This window comes from Cellulomonas sp. GbtcB1 (assembly GCF_019091725.1).
In the GTDB taxonomy this organism is placed as follows: domain Bacteria; phylum Actinomycetota; class Actinomycetes; order Actinomycetales; family Cellulomonadaceae; genus Cellulomonas.
This window is the reverse complement of the sequence record NZ_JAGXJG010000001.1, coordinates 185,173-201,765: the sequence shown is the minus strand read 5'-3', so window position 1 is coordinate 201,765 and position 16,593 is coordinate 185,173. Positions and strand designations below refer to the sequence as shown.

Sequence of the window (16,593 nt, the reverse complement as noted above, 5' to 3'; positions counted from 1 at the left end):
GGCCCTGCGACGTCCGCGGCGTCAGCGGGAGGCGGGCGAGTTCTTCGCCGTCTCCGCCGGGTCCGCGATGACCGCGTCGCCGAGGATCTCGTCGATCCGCGTCATCAGCTCGGCCGGGATCTCGACCCCGGACGCCTTGACGTTCTCGGTGACCTGCTCGGGGCGGGACGCCCCGATGATCGCCGCGGCCACGTTCTGGTTCTGCAGCACCCAGGCGACCGCGAGCTGCGCGAGCGACAGCCCGAGCTCGTTCGCGACGGGGGTGAGGTCCTGCACGCGCTGGAGCACGTTCGGCTGGTCCAGGAAGCGCTTGATGGTGTTCGCGCCGCCCTTCTCATCCGTGGCGCGCGAGCCCTCGGGCAGCGGCTGGCCCGGCTTGTACTTGCCGGTGAGCACGCCCTGGGCCACGGGGGACCAGACGATCTGGGACACGCCCAGCTCCTCGGACGCCGGGACGACCTCGGGCTCGATGACCCGCCACAGCGCGGAGTACTGCGGCTGGTTCGAGATCAGCTGGAAGCCGAGCTCCTTCGACAGCGCGTGGCCGGCGCGGATCTGGTCCGCGGTCCACTCGGAGACGCCGATGTACAGCGCCTTGCCGGAGCGCACGACGTCGGCGAACGCCTGCATCGTCTCCTCGAGCGGCGTCGCGTGGTCGTAGCGGTGCGCCTGGTACAGGTCGACGTAGTCGGTCTGGAGGCGCTGCAGGGAGCCGTCGATCGACTCCATGATGTGCTTGCGGGACAGGCCGGTGTCGTTCGGGCCCTTGGGGCCGGTCGGCCAGTAGACCTTCGTGAAGATCTCCAGCGACTGCCGGCGCTCGCCCTTGAGGGCCTCGCCGAGCACCTCCTCGGCGACCGTGTTCGCGTAGACGTCCGCGGTGTCGAAGGAGCTGATGCCGGCGTCGAGCGCGGCGCGGACGCAGGCGGTGGCGGCGTCGTTCTCGACCTGCGAGCCGTGCGTCAGCCAGTTGCCGTAGGTGATCTCGGAGATCTTGAGGCCGGAGCGGCCCAGGTGGCGGTAGTTGACCATGCCACCACCCTAGGACGGTCTAGGAGCGCCGGCTCACTCGGGGTAGTCGCCGTGCTTGACCTGCGGCTTCGGCAGGCGGGCGCGGCGGATCTGGAACACCCGGGTGACGGCGTACATCATCAGCCCGCGCTGCTGGCCCGCGTCGCCGAACTTCGCGGCGAGCCGCTTGCGGAGCTTGCGCCACATGATGATGACGTCGACGACCATGCCGATGATGAACAGGTAGAGGACGACCAGGCCCAGGAACGCGAGCTCCGGGCTGACCGAGGTCAGCAGCATGTTGAGCAGCAGCATGACGATGGCGACCGGCAGGAACAGCTCGCCGAGGCTCCACCGGGCGTCGACGTACTGCCGGATGTACCGGCGCACGGGGCCCTTGTCCTTGGCGGGCATGTACCGCTCGTCGCCCGTCTGCATCGCGGCGTACTGCTTGTCGCGCTCGGCCCGCTGCGCGGCGCGCGCGTCCTTGGCCGCGGCCTTGCGGTCCTGGGGCACGAGCGGCCGGCGGTTGGCGGCCTCGGCCGTCTTCCGCTTGGGGGTGGGGCGGCCCTTCCCGGCCTCGATCAGGCCCGGGGTCTCCTCGACGAGACCCGGGGTGGCCTGCTCCGCGGGGGAGGTGCTGTTCTTGCTGCGTCCGAACACCCCTCCAGGGTAGTCGAGTAGCGTGGCGATCCGTGACAGAGCCCACCGCCACCCACGCGTCCCCCACGCCCGCCGACCCCGAGGCCGTCGCCGACCTGCGGGCCCGCGTCGCCGCCGCCTTCCCGGGCGTCCGCGCCGACCTCGAGGCCCTCGTCCGCGTGCCGAGCGTCTCGAACGCGGACTTCGACCAGGCGCACGTCGCCGCCAGCGCGGAGCACGTCGCCCGCCTGCTCGGCGAGGCCGGCCTGCCGGAGGTGCAGATCCTCTCGGTCGAGCGGCCCGACGGCACGCCCGGCGCCCCCGCGGTCGTCGCCCGGCGCCCCGCCCCGGCCGGCGCGCCCACCGTCCTGCTGTACGCCCACCACGACGTGCAGCCCCCGGGTGCCCGCGAAGACTGGGACACCGAGCCGTTCGAGCCGACCGAGCGCGACGGCCGGCTGTTCGGCCGCGGCGCGGCGGACGACAAGGCCGGCGTCGTGGCGCACCTCGGCGCGCTGCGCGTGCTCGGCGACGAGCTGGGCGTCGGCGTCACGGTGTTCGTCGAGGGCGAGGAGGAGGTCGGCTCGCCGTCCTTCACCCGGTTCCTGCACACGTACTCCGACCTGCTGCGCGCGGACGTCATCGTCGTCGCCGACTCGTCGAACTGGAAGATCGGCGTCCCCGGCCTCACCACGTCGCTGCGCGGGCTGGTCGACCTCGAGGTCGAGGTCGCCGTGCTCGACCACGCGGTGCACTCCGGCATGTTCGGCGGCCCGGTGCTCGACGCCGTGACCCTGCTGTCCCGGCTCATCGCCACGCTGCACGACGACGCCGGCGACGTCGCGGTCGAGGGCCTGGTGTCGGCCGCCGACCCGACCGTCGACTACGACGAGGCCGCGTTCCGCGCCGACGCGAGCGTGCTCGACGGCGTGAGGCTCGCCGGCACCGGCCCGCTCACCGCGCGGCTGTGGACTCGCCCCACGATCGCCGTGATCGGCCTCGACGCCCCGCGCGTCGCCACGGCGTCGAACACGATCGCCCCGAGGGCCACCGCCAAGCTGTCGATGCGGATCGCGCCCGGCCAGGACCCGGCCGCCGCGCTGGCCGCCCTGCGCGCCCACCTCGAGGGCCACGCCCCGTTCGGCGCCCGCGTGACCGTCCGGGACGGCGAGCTCGGCAAGCCGTTCCAGGCGCCCGCCGACTCGGCCGCGATGCAGGCCGCGCGCGCCGCGTTCGCCGACGCGTGGGGCACCGACCCGGTCGACATCGGCATCGGCGGGTCGATCCCGTTCATCGCCGACCTGCTCGAGGTGTACCCGGACGCGGCGATCCTGGTGACCGGCGTGGAGGACCCGGACTCGCGCGCCCACGGCGCCAACGAGTCGGTGCACCTCGGCGAGCTGGAGCGCGTGGTGCTGGCCGAGGCCCTGCTGCTGACGCGCCTGGCGGTCTGACCCGCGGGGCCCGACCCCTCGAGTGGAGCGTTCTGCCCGACACGCCGGTGCGTGTCGGGCAGAACGCTCCACCCGTTTCCACTCCCGGGTCGCGCGGCGCCGGGACCCCGGCTCAGACCGGCGGGGCCGGGTCGTACTGGATGCCCCGGCGCACCGCCCGCGCGGCCTCCGGCGACTCCAGCCGCGCCACCAGGTGCAGCGCCATGTCGATCCCGGCCGACACGCCCGCGCTCGTCACGACGTCGCCGTCGTCGACGAACCGCGCCTCGGTGTCGACCAGCACGCTCGGGTCGAGCTCCGCCAGCTCGTCGACCGCTGCCCAGTGCGTGGTCGCCGGCCGCCCGGCCAGCAGGCCCGCCGCGGCGTAGACCAGCGCGCCGGTGCACACGGACGTCATCAGGGCGGTCTCCCGGCGCAGGTCGCGGACCCACGCCAGGTGCTCCGGGTCGCGGGCCAGCGCGCGGGTGCCGCGGCCGCCGGGGTGCACCAGGACGTGCAGCGGGCCGACGTCGTCGCGCGCGGCGTCCGGCACCAGCCGCAGCCCCTTGGCGCACCGCACGCCGGAGCCGTCCGCCGAGAACGTGACGACCTCGGGGCGCAGCGCGGAGTGCGCCGCCCACGAGGCCAGGACGTCGAACGGCCCGACCACGTCCAGCTCCTCGGCGTCGTCGAACACGACGATGCCGATCCGCAACGGGTTCCCGGTGCTCACGAGCGTCCCCTCCCGACGGCGGTGGCGTACCGCCCCAGGGTCTCAGTACCCCGGCAGGGCCAGCATCTGGTCGAGCGCGACCCGCGCCCAGTGCGCGTCGTCCGCGTCCACGACGATCCGGTTCGGCACCCGGCCGGCGACCAGCGACTCCATCGCCCACACCAGGTGCGGGAGGTCGATGCGGTTCATGGTCGAGCAGAAGCACACCGTCGAGTCGAGGTACGAGATCTGCTTGTCGGGGTGCGCCTTCGCGAGCCGGCGGACCAGGTTGAGCTCGGTGCCGATCGCCCAGGCGGACCCGGCGGGGGCGGCGTCGAGGGCCTTGATGATGTACTCCGTCGACCCGACGAGGTCGGCGCCCGTGACGACCTCGTGCTTGCACTCCGGGTGCACCAGCACGGTCACGTCGGGGACGGCCGCGCGGACGTCGACGAGGTTCTGCGCGCTGAACCGGCCGTGCACCGAGCAGTGCCCGCGCCACAGGATCATCCGCGCGTCGCGGAGCTCCTGGGTGGTGAGGCCGCCGTGCGGTTTGCGCGGGTCGAACACCACGCACTGCTCCAGCGGGATGCCGAGCTCCAGCACCGCGGTGTTCCGGCCCAGGTGCTGGTCCGGCATGAACAGCACCTTGCCGGTGCCGTCGACGCCGCCGACCTGGTCGAACGCCCAGCGCAGCGCGACGTGCGCGTTCGAGGACGTGCAGACGGTGCCGCCGTGCCGGCCGGTGAACGCCTTGATGGCTGCGGTCGAGTTCATGTAGGTCACGGGGACGGTGTCCTGCGCGACGCCGGCCTCGACCAGCACGTCCCAGGCGTCCTCGACCTGGTCGATCGCGGCCATGTCGGCCATCGAGCAGCCGGCCGCCATGTCGGGCAGCACGACCTGCTGGGCGTCGGACGTGAGGATGTCGGCCGACTCCGCCATGAAGTGCACGCCGCAGAACAGGATGAACTCGGCGTCGGGCCGCGCGGCCGCCTCGCGGGCGAGCTTGAACGAGTCGCCGGTGACGTCGGCGAAGTCGATGACCTCGTCGCGCTGGTAGTGGTGGCCGAGCACGAACGCCCGGTCGCCGAGCGCGGCGCGAGCGGCGCGGGCGCGCTCCACCAGGTCGGGGTCGGAGGCGGCGGGCAGGCCGCCGACGCACTCGACGCCGCGCTCCGACGCGAGGTCGCGGCCCTGGCCGAGCAGCAGCAGCGCGGAGGACGCGGGCTCGGCGAACGTGGTCCCGGGGGCGAGGAGAGTCACGCGCGGCATCATCCCACAGCGGTCCGGGGCGCTGACCAGGACCGGCGCCGGTGGGGGAGGGCGCCGGCGTGCGAGGATCGCGCCGTGCACGTGCTCGTCGCCCCCGGCCGGTTCGACGCGCGCCCGGGCGACGGCCCCGGGCCCGCCGCCTCCGCGGTGCGCGGCGTCGCGGGCCCGTCCGTCGCGGCGGGCGCGGACCCGTGGCCCGCCCTGACGGCCGACGAGGCGGTGGCCGCGCTGACCGCCGGCTGGCTCGAGGCCGCGCCCGGCGACACCCTGATCCCGCTCCCGCTGTCCGACGGCGGCGCGGGCCTGGTCGACGCGGTCCGGGCGGCGCGCGGCGGCGAGCTGCTGCCGGTCACGACGACGGACGCGCACGGCGCGGTCGTGCCGGGCGCGGTGCTCGTCGTCGCGGAGCCGGGCGGCGGGCGGACCGCGTACGTCGACGGCGCGCTGGCGCTGGGCGCCGGTGACCCGGGAGCGGTCCCGCCGGGGGCGACGACCTCGGCCGGGCTGGGCACGCTGCTGGCGGCGGCGCTCGACACCGGCGCCGGGCGGGTCGTCGTCGGCCTGGGCGGGCGGCGGACCGTCGCGCACGACGCGGGCGCGGGCCTGCTGGCGACGCTCGGGGCCGCACCGGCGGCGGCCGCGCGCGGGCTGGACGGGGCGGCCGGGCTGGCCGCCGCGGACCTGAGCGAGGTCGGTGCGCTCCGCGAGGCGCTGCGGGGCCGCGACATGGTGGCGCTGCACGCGCACGACCTCCCGCTGCTCGGGCTCGGCGGGGTATCGGCGGACCTGGCCGAGGCGGGGCGGGTGGACGCGGACGCGGCGCAGGACGTCGAGCGGGCGGTCGCCGGGTTCGTGCGGGCGGCCGGGGAGGCCGCGGCGCTGGCCGGCGACGGCGGGCGGCGCGACCTGCTGGGCGGGGGCGTCGGGGGCGCCCCGGCGGGGTCCGGTGCGCGGGCACCGGGGTCGCGCGCCGCGCTCGTCCCGGGGTCGGGCGCGGGCGGGGGTGCGGCGTTCGCGCTCGGGCTGCTCGGTGCGCGGCTCGTGGACGGCGCGTCCTGGGTCGCCGACGCCGTCGACCTCCCGGGCCGGGCCGCCGAGGTGGACCTGGTGCTGACCGGCACGTCCGTCCTCGACGCCACCGCGCTGGAGCACGGCGTCGTCGGGGTCGCCGCGCACGCCGCGCTGCCGCTCGGGGTGCCCGCGATCGCGGTCGCGGCGCACCTGCGCACCGGCCGCCGCGACTGGGGCGCCGCCGGCCTGGCGGCGGGGTTCGGCGTCGTCGAGGCCCCGGGGGACGAGGACGCGTGGCGCCGGGACCCGTCGGCTGCGCTGCGGGCGCGGGTCCCGCGGATCGCGCGCACCTGGTCGCGCTGACCCGCGCCACCGGCCGCGCGGCGTGCAGGTCCTGTGCGCGTCCCGCGGCGCGGCGGGTGCGCGGGCGTACATTGGGGAACAGATCACGCGGGAGTGCGGTTGTGCTCGACGTGACCGTCCCGCGGCACGCGCCCCGCGCGCGCCCGCGACCGATCCGAGACACCGTCAGGAGACAGCAATGAGCGAGACCACCGAGACCGCGACGCACGGCGTCGACCTCACCGACGTCGCGGCCGAGAAGGTCCGCAGCCTGCTCGAGCAGGAGGGGCGCGACGACCTGCGCCTGCGCATCGCGGTCCAGCCGGGCGGCTGCTCGGGCCTGATCTACCAGCTCTACTTCGACGAGCGCGTGCTCGACGGCGACGCGCTGCGCGACTTCGACGGCGTCGAGGTCGTCGTGGACCGGATGAGCGTGCCGTACCTCGAGGGCGCGACCATCGACTTCGCGGACACGATCGAGAAGCAGGGCTTCACGATCGACAACCCGAACGCGGGCTCGTCCTGCGCGTGCGGCGGCTCCTTCAGCTGAGCCGCACCGCCTGACGCCCCGAGGGCCCCGGACCGCACGGTCCGGGGCCCTCGTGCGTCCCGGGGCCGCTGGGGCGACGCGGTCAGAGGTCGGTCAGCCCCGCGTCGCGGCGGATCGCCGCCACGACGCCCGGCAGCGCCGCGCAGAACCGGTCCACGTCCGCCTCGGTGGTGCCGACGGGCAGCGACAGCCGCACGTTCCCCTGGGTCAGCGCGCCCATCGCCGCGAGGACATGGCTGGGCGCCTCCGTGGCGGACGTGCACGCCGATCCCGAGGCGACCGCGAACCCGGCCCGGTCGAGCGCCGTGACCACTGCCTCGCCGTCGACGTAGAGGCAGGAGAAGGTCAGGACGTGCGGCAGCCGGCCCTCGGCGGGCCCGGCGACGTCGACCTCCGGCACCTCCGCGGCCACCCGGGCACGGAGCCGCTCGACCAGGGCGTGCCGCGGGTCGGGCCCGGCGGCGACCCGGGCCGCGGCCGCCTGCAGCGCGACGGCGGCCGCCAGCGCGGCGGGCACGGACACGCCGCCCGGGAACCAGCGGTCCTCGTCGCCGGACCCGGCGGGCGGCACGGGGGAGCGGCGCACCCCGGCGCGGGTCGCGAGCACCGCCACGCCGGGCAGGGCGCCGACGTCGCCGGGGTCGAGGGTCAGGAGGTCCCACTCCGGGCCCACGGGGACGTGCCCGAACGAGGAGCCGGCGTCGACGAGCAGCGGTACCCCGGCGGCGCGCGCGGCGTCGTGGGCCCCGGCGACCGGCTGGAGCGTGCCCACCTCGCCGTTCGCGTGCTGCACCGCCGCCAGCGCCACGCCCGGGCGCGCGACGGCGTCGGCGAACGCGGCGAGGTCGAGGCGCCCGTGCCGGTCGACCCGGGCCTCGACGAGGGACCCCGCCGCCTCGGCCGCGTCCAGCACGGCCCGGCGCTCGACCGCCGAGGCGACCACCGACGTCCCGGTCCGCCGCCGTCCCCGCGCCACCGTCAGCACCGCGCCGTGCAGCGCGGCGGTGTGCGACGGCGCGAGGTCGACCTCCTCGGTGCGGGCGCCCACGAGCGCAGCCACCGCCTCCCGCGCCCCGTCGAGGAGGGCGCGGGCGCGCCGCCCCTCGGTGTGCAGCCGGCGCGGGTCCGACCAGCCCTCGTCGAGCGCGGCGAGGAACGCCTCGCGCGCGGCGGGCAGCACGGGCGCACGGCCGCCGGCGTCCAGGACGACGCGACGGGCGGCGGCGGGGGAGTCGGTCACCCGGGCACGCTACCGGCCGGTGCGGCACGCCCGGCCGGGGCGACGGATGCGCAGGCGACGCACAGGCCGGTCAGGGACGTGATCCAGATGACACTGCGTCACAAAGTGGCGCCCGCGGGCGGTTCTGAGGCAACGACAGGCCGACCAGCGCGCTACGCTGCACGGGATCGAGGACATAGGTCCTAGGTGACTTCCCTGTCGGGCGACGCACGGTGCGGTGTCGTGCGCGACGGGGACCGACGTGGAAGGCCCCCGGTGCGCTCGCAGACCCCCCGCCGCCCCTGGCGGACCCGACTGGCCGTCGCGGGCGCCGCGACGACCGTCGCCCTGGCGCTCGCCGGATGCTCGCCCGAGGCCCAGCGAGGCTGGCTGCCCGGCGACTCCGACAACGAGATCACGAACCAGACCGGACGGATCACGAACCTCTGGGTCGGCTCCTGGGTGGCCGCCCTGCTGGTCGGCATCCTGGTCTGGGGCCTGATCCTCTGGTGCGTCACGGTGTACCGGAAGCGCAAGGACGACGACCAGCTCCCCGTGCAGCTGCGGTACCACGTGCCGCTCGAGATCATGTACGTGATCCTGCCGATCATCATGGTCGGCGTGCTGTTCTACTACACGGCGCGCGACATGACCGAGATCCAGGACACCTCCGCCGAGCCGGACGTCACCGTCCAGGTGATCGGCAAGCAGTGGAGCTGGGACTTCAACTACGTCGACGACGACGTGTACGACACCGGCCAGCACGCGCAGGAGGTCGGCGCGACCGGCGTCCTCGCGGACCAGCCGACGCTGTACCTGCCGGTCGGCGAGCGGGTCGAGTTCGTGCTCGACTCCCGCGACGTCATCCACTCGTTCTGGGTGCCCGCCTTCCTCTACAAGCAGGACATGATCCCGGGACGCACCAACACGTTCCAGGTCGTCCCGCAGGTCGAGGGCGAGTACGTCGGCAAGTGCGCCGAGCTCTGCGGCGAGGAGCACTCGTCGATGCTGTTCAACGTGAAGGTCGTGTCGCGCGAGGAGTACGACGCGCACATCGACGAGCTGCGGGACGCCGGCCAGGACGGCCAGCTCGGGCTCGACTACAGCCGCCTGCAGGACGTCCGCTCCGACTCCTCCGACACTCCCGAGGAGAACTGATGGCCGCCACCGTCGAGGCCGTGCCGGGGCTCGCCCCCCGCCGCCAGACCCTGGGCCGCACGATCGTCAAGTGGGTCACGTCGACCGACCACAAGACGATCGGCTACATGTACCTGATCACCGCGTTCGTGTGGTTCGCGATCGGCGGCATCATGGCGCTGCTGATCCGCGCCGAGCTGTTCGAGCCCGGCATCCAGATCGTGCAGAGCAAGGAGCAGTACAACCAGCTCTTCACGATGCACGGCACGATCATGCTGCTGCTGTTCGCGACGCCGCTGTTCGCGGCCTTCGCGAACATCATCATGCCGCTGCAGATCGGCGCCCCCGACGTCGCGTTCCCGCGGCTCAACGCGTTCTCGTACTGGCTGTACCTGTTCGGCGGCCTGATCGCGGCGGGCGGGTTCCTGACCCCGCAGGGCGCGGCGTCGTTCGGCTGGTTCGCGTACGCGCCGCTGTCGAACTCGGTCTACTCGCCGGGCGCCGGCGGCGACCTGTGGGTGTTCGGCCTCGCGCTGACCGGCTTCGGCACGATCCTCGGTGCGGTCAACTTCATCACCACGATCGTCACGATGCGCGCGCCGGGCATGACCATGTTCCGGATGCCGATCTTCACCTGGAACACGCTCGTCACGAGCCTGCTGGTGCTGATGGCGTTCCCGCCGCTGGCCGCCGCGCTGTTCGCGCTGGGTGCCGACCGCCGCCTCGGCGCGCAGGTCTTCAACCCCGAGAACGGCGGCGCCATCCTCTGGCAGCACCTGTTCTGGTTCTTCGGGCACCCCGAGGTCTACATCATCGCCCTGCCGTTCTTCGGCATCGCGACCGAGATCCTCCCGGTGTTCAGCCGCAAGCCGGTGTTCGGCTACAAGGGCCTCGTCTACGCGACGATCGCGATCGCGGCCCTGTCCGTCACCGTGTGGGCGCACCACATGTACGTGACCGGCGCGGTCCTGCTGCCGTTCTTCGCGCTGATGACGATGCTCATCGCGGTGCCGACAGGCGTGAAGTTCTTCAACTGGATCGGCACGATGTGGCGCGGCAAGCTCACGTTCGAGACGCCGATGCTCTGGACGATCGGCTTCCTGACGACCTTCCTGTTCGGCGGTCTGACGGGCATCATCCTGTCCAGCCCGGCGCTCGACTTCCAGGTCTCGGACACGTACTTCGTCGTCGCGCACTTCCACTACGTGGTGTTCGGCACCGTCGTGTTCATGATGTTCGGCGGCATGTACTACTGGTGGCCGAAGTTCACCGGCCGCATGCTGAACGAGCGCCTGGGCAAGGTGCACTTCTGGCTGCTGTTCATCGGCTTCCACATGACGTTCCTCATCCAGCACTGGCTGGGCGTGGTCGGCATGCCGCGCCGGTACGCGGACTACTCGCCCGAGGACGGGTTCACCTGGATGAACCAGCTCTCGACCATCGGCTCGATGATCCTCGCGATCTCGACGCTGCCGTTCCTGTGGAACGTCTACATCACCTGGCGCCGGGCGCCGAAGGTCACCGTGGACGACCCGTGGGGCTACGGCCAGTCGCTCGAGTGGGCCACGTCCTGCCCGCCGCCGCGGCACAACTTCACGTCGCTGCCGCGCATCCGGTCCGAGCGCCCCGCGTTCGACCTGCACCACCCCGAGGTGGCGGCCATGGACCACGTCGAGCCCGAGCCCGGGTTCTTCGACTGGGAGGCCGAGCGCACGGGCGAGCAGAGCGTCGCCCGCGACCGCGCCGACCACGGCGGCGGCCAGGAGGAGCAGTCCAGCGCGACCATCGTGGACGACCGTCCGCGCAGCACCGACGACGAGGAGGGCCGGGACAAGTGAGCAGGCTCGACGAGTTCGGCGGCGCGAAGCCGTCCGTGTCCGGCGGCGAGCGGCCGCGGCACGCCATGAAGGTGGAGCCCTACCTCTTCCTGGGCGGGATCCTGTTCTTCATCCCGATCGGCCTGATCTACGCCTGGTGGAGCGGCGGCGAGCCCGTCGGCACCGTCGGCATCCCGCTGGTCGGCGGCCTGGTGGGCATGATCGGCGGCTACCTGCTGCTGCTCTCCCGCCGGATCGACGCCCGCCCGGAGGACGACCCGGAGGCGCTCATCGCGGAGGGCGCCGGCGACCAGGGCGTGTTCAGCCCGTGGAGCTGGTGGCCCATCACGATCGCGTTCGCCGGCGCGCTCGTCTTCCTCGGCATGGCGATCGGCTGGTGGCTGCTGTACATCGGCGGCGCGCTGGGCATCATCGGCCTCGTCGGGTGGATCTTCGAGTTCTCCCGCGGCCAGCACGCGCACTGACGCATCGCACCGCACGGCACGACGGGCCGGGCACCCCACGGGGTGCCCGGCCCGTCGCCGTTGCCGGCCGGATCGCGCGGGTCCCGCGCTGCCCCGGCGCTGCCCCTGGCTCGCGCGTTGCCCCCGCGCCGCCCCCGGCTCGCGCTCGTCGCCCGCAGACTCCGGCTTGCGCGCACCCCCCTCGCGGCCCCGGGAGCCCCGTTCCCGGCCCCCCGGCGCGCCCCCCATCCCCGCGAGTGCCTATCCGACACGTCGAGTGCCTACCCACGGGATAGCCACTCGACGTGTCGGATAGGCACTCGACGTCTGGGTGGGGCGGCGCGCGGGCGAGAAGGGCGCCGACGGCGACCCCGCTCGTGCCTGCCGGCTGCCCGCTGCGGGCACGAGAGAGGCCGGCCCGCCCCGGAAGGGCGGACCGGCCTCGCGCAGCCGTCAGAGGGCGCTCAGAGCGACGGGACGATCAGGCCCGACGTCTGCGTGCGCGCGCGGGCGAACCGCTCGCCGGCGTCCGCCCAGTTCACGATGTTCCACCACGCCTTGACGTAGTCCGCCTTGACGTTGACGTAGTCGAGGTAGAACGCGTGCTCCCACATGTCGAGCACGACGATCGGCACGATGCCCAGCGGGATGTTGCCCTGCTGGTCGTACAGCTGCACGATGACGAGCTTCTGGCCGATGGAGTCCCAGGCCAGGATCGACCAGCCCGAGCCCATGATGGTCGTCGCGTTCGCGGTGAAGTGCGCCTGGAACTTGTCGAACGAGCCGAAGAACTCGTCGATCGCCGCGGCCAGCTCGCCGACCGGCTTGTCGCCGCCGTCGGGGGAGAGGTTCTCCCAGAACACCGAGTGGTTCACGTGGCCGCCGAGGTTGAAGGCCAGGGTCTTCTCCAGGCCGGCCACGGCGGCGAAGTCGCCCGACTCCCGGGCCCCCGCCAGCTTCTCCAGCGTCGTGTTGGCGCCGGCCACGTACGTCGCGTGGTGCTTGTCGTGGTGCAGCTCCATGATGCGGCCGGAGATGTGCGGCTCGAGCGCCGCGTAGTCGTAGGGCAGGTCCGGAAGGGTGTAGTCAGCCATCAGTGCCTCTCCTGCTCGGGCCGCGGCGTCGGTTCGCCGCGGCGGAGTCGTCGCAGTCGGTGCGCCCCGCCGTCGGGCGCGCGCACCTCCTCTGTCGTACCACGACCGGGTGGTCCCCGGCCTCCCGAGCCGGAGGTCCGGCTCGGTGTACGTCGGGTCCGGCGACCCCGGGGACGACGACGCCCGGGTCGCTCCGGCGGTGAGCCGGTGCGACCCGGGCGGGGTCGTCCTGTCGATCGCCTCGCCCACCCGGTGCAACGACCGGGCGCGCGGGATGATTCCCCAGGTCAGCGCCTGTTTCAGTGGCGCTGCGTGCCCTCGGTGTCCTCGGGCTCGGGGGCGAGGTGCCGGCTGCCGGACGCGCCGGCGGTCAGCTCCTCGCGCTGCTCGTCGTGCGCGAGCGGCAGGGCGTCGTGGCCGCCGTGCGACTGGGCCGCGGCGAGCTCCGCCGGGGTGACGGGCTCGACCCGGTCCTCGTAGAAGAGCTTCGACAGCCGGCGCCGTGCGGCGTCGACCCGGTAGCCCTTGCGTCGCACGCCGCGCGAGTCCTCGGCCGGCTCGATCTCGAGCGGGCGACGGGGCTCGTGCTGCACGCGGAGCCAGCGCTCGTGGGCGTCGAGGGGCTTGTGCACCTCGATGTACTCGCCGGACGCGAACCGGACGATGCGGCCGGTCTCGTGGCCGTGCAGGACCAGCTCGCGGTCCTTGCGCTGCAGCGCCAGGCAGATGCGCTTCGTGATCCAGAACGCCAGCGGCGGGGCCACGAAGAACAGCACCCGGAACGTCCACGTGATGTCGTTGATCGACAGGTGGAAGTGCGTCGCGATGAGGTCGTTCGACCCGGCGAGCACCAGGATCATGAAGGCCGTCAGGAAGGCGACGCCGAACGCGGTGCGGAACGGGGCGTTGCGCGGGCGGTCGAGCACGTGGTGCTCGCGCTTGTCGCCGGTGGCGAACGCCTCGAGGAACGGCCACAGCGCCAGGACCGTGAACAGCAGGCCGGGGATGACCACGCCGGGGACGAGGATGTTCATCGAGACCGTGTACTGGCCGATGACGAACTCCCAGCCCGGCATGAGGCGCAGGCCGCCCTCCAGGAACAGCATGTACCAGTCGGGCTGCGCGCCCGCGGACACGACGCCCGGGTCGAACGGGCCGTAGTTCCACACCGGGTTGATCGTCAGGGTCGCCGCCATGAGGGCGATGACCGCGAACACCACGAAGAAGAAGCCGCCGGCCTTGGCCACGTACACGGGGAACAGCGGGTAGCCGACGACGTTCTTGTCGGTGCGGCCCGAGCCCGGGTACTGGGTGTGCTTGTGCAGCACGACCATGAGCAGGTGCAGACCGATCAGCGCGAGGATCAGCGCCGGGATCAGCAGGATGTGCACCGTGAACAGGCGGGGGATCAGCTCCGTGCCCGGGAACTCGCCGCCGAACAGCGCGAACGAGATGTACGAGCCGAGGATCGGGATCGCGCGGGCCACGCCGTCCGCGATGCGCAGGCCGTTGCCGGACAGCACGTCGTCGGGGAGCGAGTAGCCGGAGAAGCCGGCCAGCAGGCCGAGGATCATCAGCGTGAAGCCGACGAGCCAGTTGAGCTCGCGCGGCTTGCGGAAGGCGCCGGTGAAGAACACGCGCATCATGTGCGTCACGATCGACGCCATGAAGATCAGCGCGGCCCAGTGGTGGATCTGCCGCATGAGCAGGCCGCCGCGGACCTCGAACGACAGGCGCAGCGTCGAGGCGAACGCCTCGGACATCTGCACGCCGTCCATCGCGGCCCAGGGGCCGTGGTAGTGCACCTCGGTCATGGAGGGCACGAAGAACATCGTGAGGAAGGTGCCCGAGATGAGCAGCACCACGAAGGAGTAGAGCGCGATCTCACCCAGGAGGAACGACCAGTGGTCGGGGAAGATCTTGCGCGCGAACTCCTTGACGGCGTTGCCGACGCCGGTGCGCTGGTCCAGGTAGTCCGCGGTCGCCGCGGCGGCGCGCGTGGTGCGCGTCGGCGGTGCCGGGGGAGAGTCGACGGTGCTCACGTGAGGCGCTCCCAGAAGGACGGGCCGATGGGGGAGTCGAAACCGCTCTGCGCGACGAGGTAGCCCTCGTCGTCCACGGTGATCGGCAGCTGGGGCAGCGGGCGGTGCGCGGGGCCGAAGACCACCTTGGCGCCGTCGGCGGCGTCGAAGGTCGACTGGTGGCACGGGCACAGGATGTGGTGCGTCTGCTGCTCGTAGAGGGCGACGGGGCACCCGACGTGGGTGCAGATCTTGGAGAAGGCCAGGATGCCGTCGTAGCTCCAGCCCTCGCCCTGCTCGGACTTGATGTCGCGCGGGTCCATGCGGACCATCAGCACGACGGCCTTGGCCTTCTCGTTCAGCGGGTGCTCGGCGTCCTCGAGGCCCTCGGGGATCACGTGGAAGGCCGAGCCGATGGTGACGTCGGACGCCTTGATCGGGCGGCCGGACGGGTCGATCGTCAGGCGGGTGCCGCGGCGCCACATCGTCCGCTTGGACTGCGAGACGTCCCAGCCGCCGCCGAGGTTGCCGACCAGCGGCACGGCGATCGCCAGCGGGAACAGCGCCAGGGAGGTGACCATCGCGCCCTTCAGCACGCCGCGGCGGCCGATGGACGAGTCCTTGGCGCCCTCGCGCAGGGCCTCGACGGCCTTGACGCGGACGGACTCCGACGACGCGGTGGGGTGGCGGTCCTCGGCGCGCTCGTGGTCGTTCATGAGCGCCTTGGCCCAGTGCACGGCGGCGAGGCCGATGCCGGCCAGGCCGAGGAACAGGCCCAGGCCGAGCAGGAGGTTCGACAGCCGCATGGTGCCGACGGTCTCGCCCGGGGGCACCAGCGCGTACGCGACGATCGCGCCGATGGTGCCGAGGATCGAGATCGTGAAGAGGACGACGACCTGCCGCTCGGCGCGCTTCTGCGCCTTCGGGTCGGTGTCGCCCACACGCGCGCGGTGCTCGTGCAGGCCCGGGTCGTCGAACCGCTCGGGGAGCGGGCCGTCGCCGCGGGTCGTGACGTCCGTGGACGGGTCGTGGTGCGTGCTCACGAGGACTTGGCTCCGATCCAGACCGAGGCGCCGATCAGCAGGCCGATGCCGATGACCCAGGCCCACAGGCCCTCGCCGACCGGGCCAAGCGAACCGAGGGTCAGGCCGCCGGGCGACCCGTCGCGCTGCTCGTCGAGGTAGGCGATGATGTCGCGCTTCTCGTCCGGGGTGATGTTGGCGTCGTTGAACACCGGCATCGACTGCGGGCCGGTCAGCATCGCCTCGTAGATGTGCGTGGGGGACGTCTCGGTGAGCGCGGGCGCCCACTTGCCCTGCGACAGCGCGCCACCGGCGCCGACCGCGTTGTGGCACATGGCGCAGTTCGTTCGGAACAGGGCCATGCCGTTGGCGGCGTCGCCCTTGCTCGGGTCGACCTGCTCCTCCGACGGGATCGCCGGGCCGGCGCCCAGGGACGCGACGTACGCCGCGAGCTGCGCGATCTGCTCGTCGTCGAACTGGACGGGCTTGGCCTGGATCTGCGCGCCGTTCATCTGCGCGGGCATGCGACCGGTGCCGACCTGGAAGTCGACCGCGGCGGCACCCACGCCGATGAGGGACGGGCCGCCGGCGCCGCCGTCGACGGCCTCCCGGCCCTCGGCGGAGACGCCGTGGCAGGTGGCGCAGTTGGCCTGGAACAGCTTCTGACCGGCGGCGACGTCGCTCTCGCTGGCCGCAGCCTGCGCCGCGTCGGCGCTGGCGGGCTGGGCGATCGCGTACACCGCTCCGGTCAGCAGCAGCGCCAGCAGGAGCAGCACGACCGGCGCTGACCGGTGGTGCCTGCGGGCGGCGAGTGCCTTCACGGATGGATCCTCGTCTCGGGCG

The 16,593-nt window shown here is 73.3% G+C and carries 15 protein-coding genes; 6 read left to right on the top strand and 9 right to left on the bottom strand.

Annotated elements, in window-relative coordinates; translation table 11 throughout:
- Positions 1-21: 21 nt before the first annotated feature.
- Positions 22-1,032: an aldo/keto reductase family protein gene (locus KVT14_RS00910; protein ID WP_217613909.1), complete on the bottom strand. Its 1,011-nt coding sequence runs from the start codon at positions 1,030-1,032 to the stop codon at positions 22-24.
- A gap of 33 nt (positions 1,033-1,065) precedes the next feature.
- Positions 1,066-1,674, bottom strand: coding sequence for a DUF3043 domain-containing protein (locus KVT14_RS00905; protein WP_308160796.1), 609 nt, complete (start codon positions 1,672-1,674; stop codon positions 1,066-1,068).
- A 32-nt stretch (positions 1,675-1,706) separates the two neighbouring features.
- Here KVT14_RS00905 and KVT14_RS00900 point away from each other — a divergent pair, with 32 nt between their 5' ends.
- Positions 1,707-3,107 (top strand): dipeptidase, encoded by a 1,401-nt coding sequence (locus KVT14_RS00900; RefSeq protein ID WP_217613908.1) that lies wholly within the window; start codon positions 1,707-1,709, stop codon positions 3,105-3,107.
- Between the two features lie 112 nt (positions 3,108-3,219).
- Here KVT14_RS00900 and KVT14_RS00895 read toward each other — a convergent pair whose 3' ends face one another.
- Positions 3,220-3,819, bottom strand: coding sequence for a DJ-1/PfpI family protein (locus KVT14_RS00895; protein WP_217613907.1), 600 nt, complete (start codon positions 3,817-3,819; stop codon positions 3,220-3,222).
- 42 nt (positions 3,820-3,861) lie between these two features.
- Positions 3,862-5,073: a quinolinate synthase NadA gene (gene nadA / locus KVT14_RS00890; protein WP_254630130.1), complete on the bottom strand. Its 1,212-nt coding sequence runs from the start codon at positions 5,071-5,073 to the stop codon at positions 3,862-3,864.
- Positions 5,074-5,148: 75 nt separating this feature from the next.
- On the opposite strand from nadA, the gene KVT14_RS00885 reads away from it, so the two are divergent.
- Together KVT14_RS00885 and erpA are read left to right on the top strand one after the other, a co-directional pair.
- Positions 5,149-6,447 carry a glycerate kinase gene (locus tag KVT14_RS00885; protein ID WP_217613905.1) on the top strand — a complete coding sequence of 433 codons (1,299 nt, stop codon included), beginning with the start codon at positions 5,149-5,151 and terminating at the stop codon, positions 6,445-6,447.
- 178 nt (positions 6,448-6,625) lie between these two features.
- A complete protein-coding gene (erpA, locus tag KVT14_RS00880; RefSeq protein WP_147796443.1) occupies positions 6,626-6,976 on the top strand; it encodes an iron-sulfur cluster insertion protein ErpA in 351 nt (116 codons plus the stop codon).
- A gap of 82 nt (positions 6,977-7,058) precedes the next feature.
- Here erpA and KVT14_RS00875 read toward each other — a convergent pair whose 3' ends face one another.
- Positions 7,059-8,216, bottom strand: a complete 1,158-nt coding sequence (locus tag KVT14_RS00875) for an aminotransferase class V-fold PLP-dependent enzyme (RefSeq protein ID WP_217613904.1) — start codon at positions 8,214-8,216, stop codon at positions 7,059-7,061.
- Positions 8,217-8,471: 255 nt separating this feature from the next.
- Between KVT14_RS00875 and coxB the strand changes: the two genes are divergently transcribed.
- The 3 genes from coxB (at position 8,472) to KVT14_RS00860 (ending at position 11,634) form a co-directional block, all read left to right on the top strand.
- Entirely contained in the window at positions 8,472-9,353 is an 882-nt protein-coding gene (gene coxB, locus KVT14_RS00870) for a cytochrome c oxidase subunit II (protein WP_217613903.1), read from the top strand.
- A complete protein-coding gene (gene ctaD / locus KVT14_RS00865) occupies positions 9,353-11,170 on the top strand; it encodes a cytochrome c oxidase subunit I (protein ID WP_147796446.1) in 1,818 nt (605 codons plus the stop codon). Before coxB ends, ctaD begins: the two co-directional genes overlap by 1 nt.
- 65 nt (positions 11,171-11,235) lie before the next feature.
- Positions 11,236-11,634, top strand: a complete 399-nt coding sequence (locus KVT14_RS00860) for a cytochrome c oxidase subunit 4 (protein ID WP_217613991.1) — start codon at positions 11,236-11,238, stop codon at positions 11,632-11,634.
- A gap of 443 nt (positions 11,635-12,077) precedes the next feature.
- On the opposite strand, the gene KVT14_RS00855 is transcribed toward KVT14_RS00860, so the two are convergent.
- The 4 genes from KVT14_RS00855 to KVT14_RS00840 all read right to left on the bottom strand — a co-directional run bounded on the left by KVT14_RS00855 (position 12,078) and on the right by KVT14_RS00840 (position 16,571).
- Positions 12,078-12,707, bottom strand: a complete 630-nt coding sequence (locus KVT14_RS00855; RefSeq protein ID WP_147796447.1) for a superoxide dismutase — start codon at positions 12,705-12,707, stop codon at positions 12,078-12,080.
- Positions 12,708-13,006: 299 nt separating this feature from the next.
- Positions 13,007-14,749, bottom strand: a complete 1,743-nt coding sequence (locus KVT14_RS00850) for a cytochrome bc complex cytochrome b subunit (RefSeq protein ID WP_217613902.1) — start codon at positions 14,747-14,749, stop codon at positions 13,007-13,009.
- Positions 14,746-15,771 (bottom strand): ubiquinol-cytochrome c reductase iron-sulfur subunit, encoded by a 1,026-nt coding sequence (locus KVT14_RS00845; RefSeq protein WP_217613901.1) that lies wholly within the window; start codon positions 15,769-15,771, stop codon positions 14,746-14,748. The genes KVT14_RS00850 and KVT14_RS00845 overlap by 4 nt, the downstream gene beginning before the upstream one ends.
- Positions 15,768-16,571, bottom strand: coding sequence for a c-type cytochrome (locus KVT14_RS00840; RefSeq protein ID WP_147796450.1), 804 nt, complete (start codon positions 16,569-16,571; stop codon positions 15,768-15,770). The genes KVT14_RS00845 and KVT14_RS00840 overlap by 4 nt, the downstream gene beginning before the upstream one ends.
- Positions 16,572-16,593: the final 22 nt, after the last annotated feature.

Excerpts from the sequence above, each read along its gene's own strand:
- erpA (WP_147796443.1), top strand. The coding sequence starts at position 6,626 with ATGAGCGAGACCACCGAGACCGCGACGCACGGCGTCGACCTCACCGAC.
- KVT14_RS00860 (WP_217613991.1), top strand. The coding sequence starts at position 11,236 with ATGAAGGTGGAGCCCTACCTCTTCCTGGGCGGGATCCTGTTCTTCATC.
- nadA (WP_254630130.1), bottom strand. The coding sequence starts at position 5,073 with ATGCCGCGCGTGACTCTCCTCGCCCCCGGGACCACGTTCGCCGAGCCC.
- ctaD (WP_147796446.1), top strand. The coding sequence starts at position 9,353 with ATGGCCGCCACCGTCGAGGCCGTGCCGGGGCTCGCCCCCCGCCGCCAG.
- KVT14_RS00910 (WP_217613909.1), bottom strand. The coding sequence starts at position 1,032 with ATGGTCAACTACCGCCACCTGGGCCGCTCCGGCCTCAAGATCTCCGAG.
- KVT14_RS00855 (WP_147796447.1), bottom strand. The coding sequence starts at position 12,707 with ATGGCTGACTACACCCTTCCGGACCTGCCCTACGACTACGCGGCGCTC.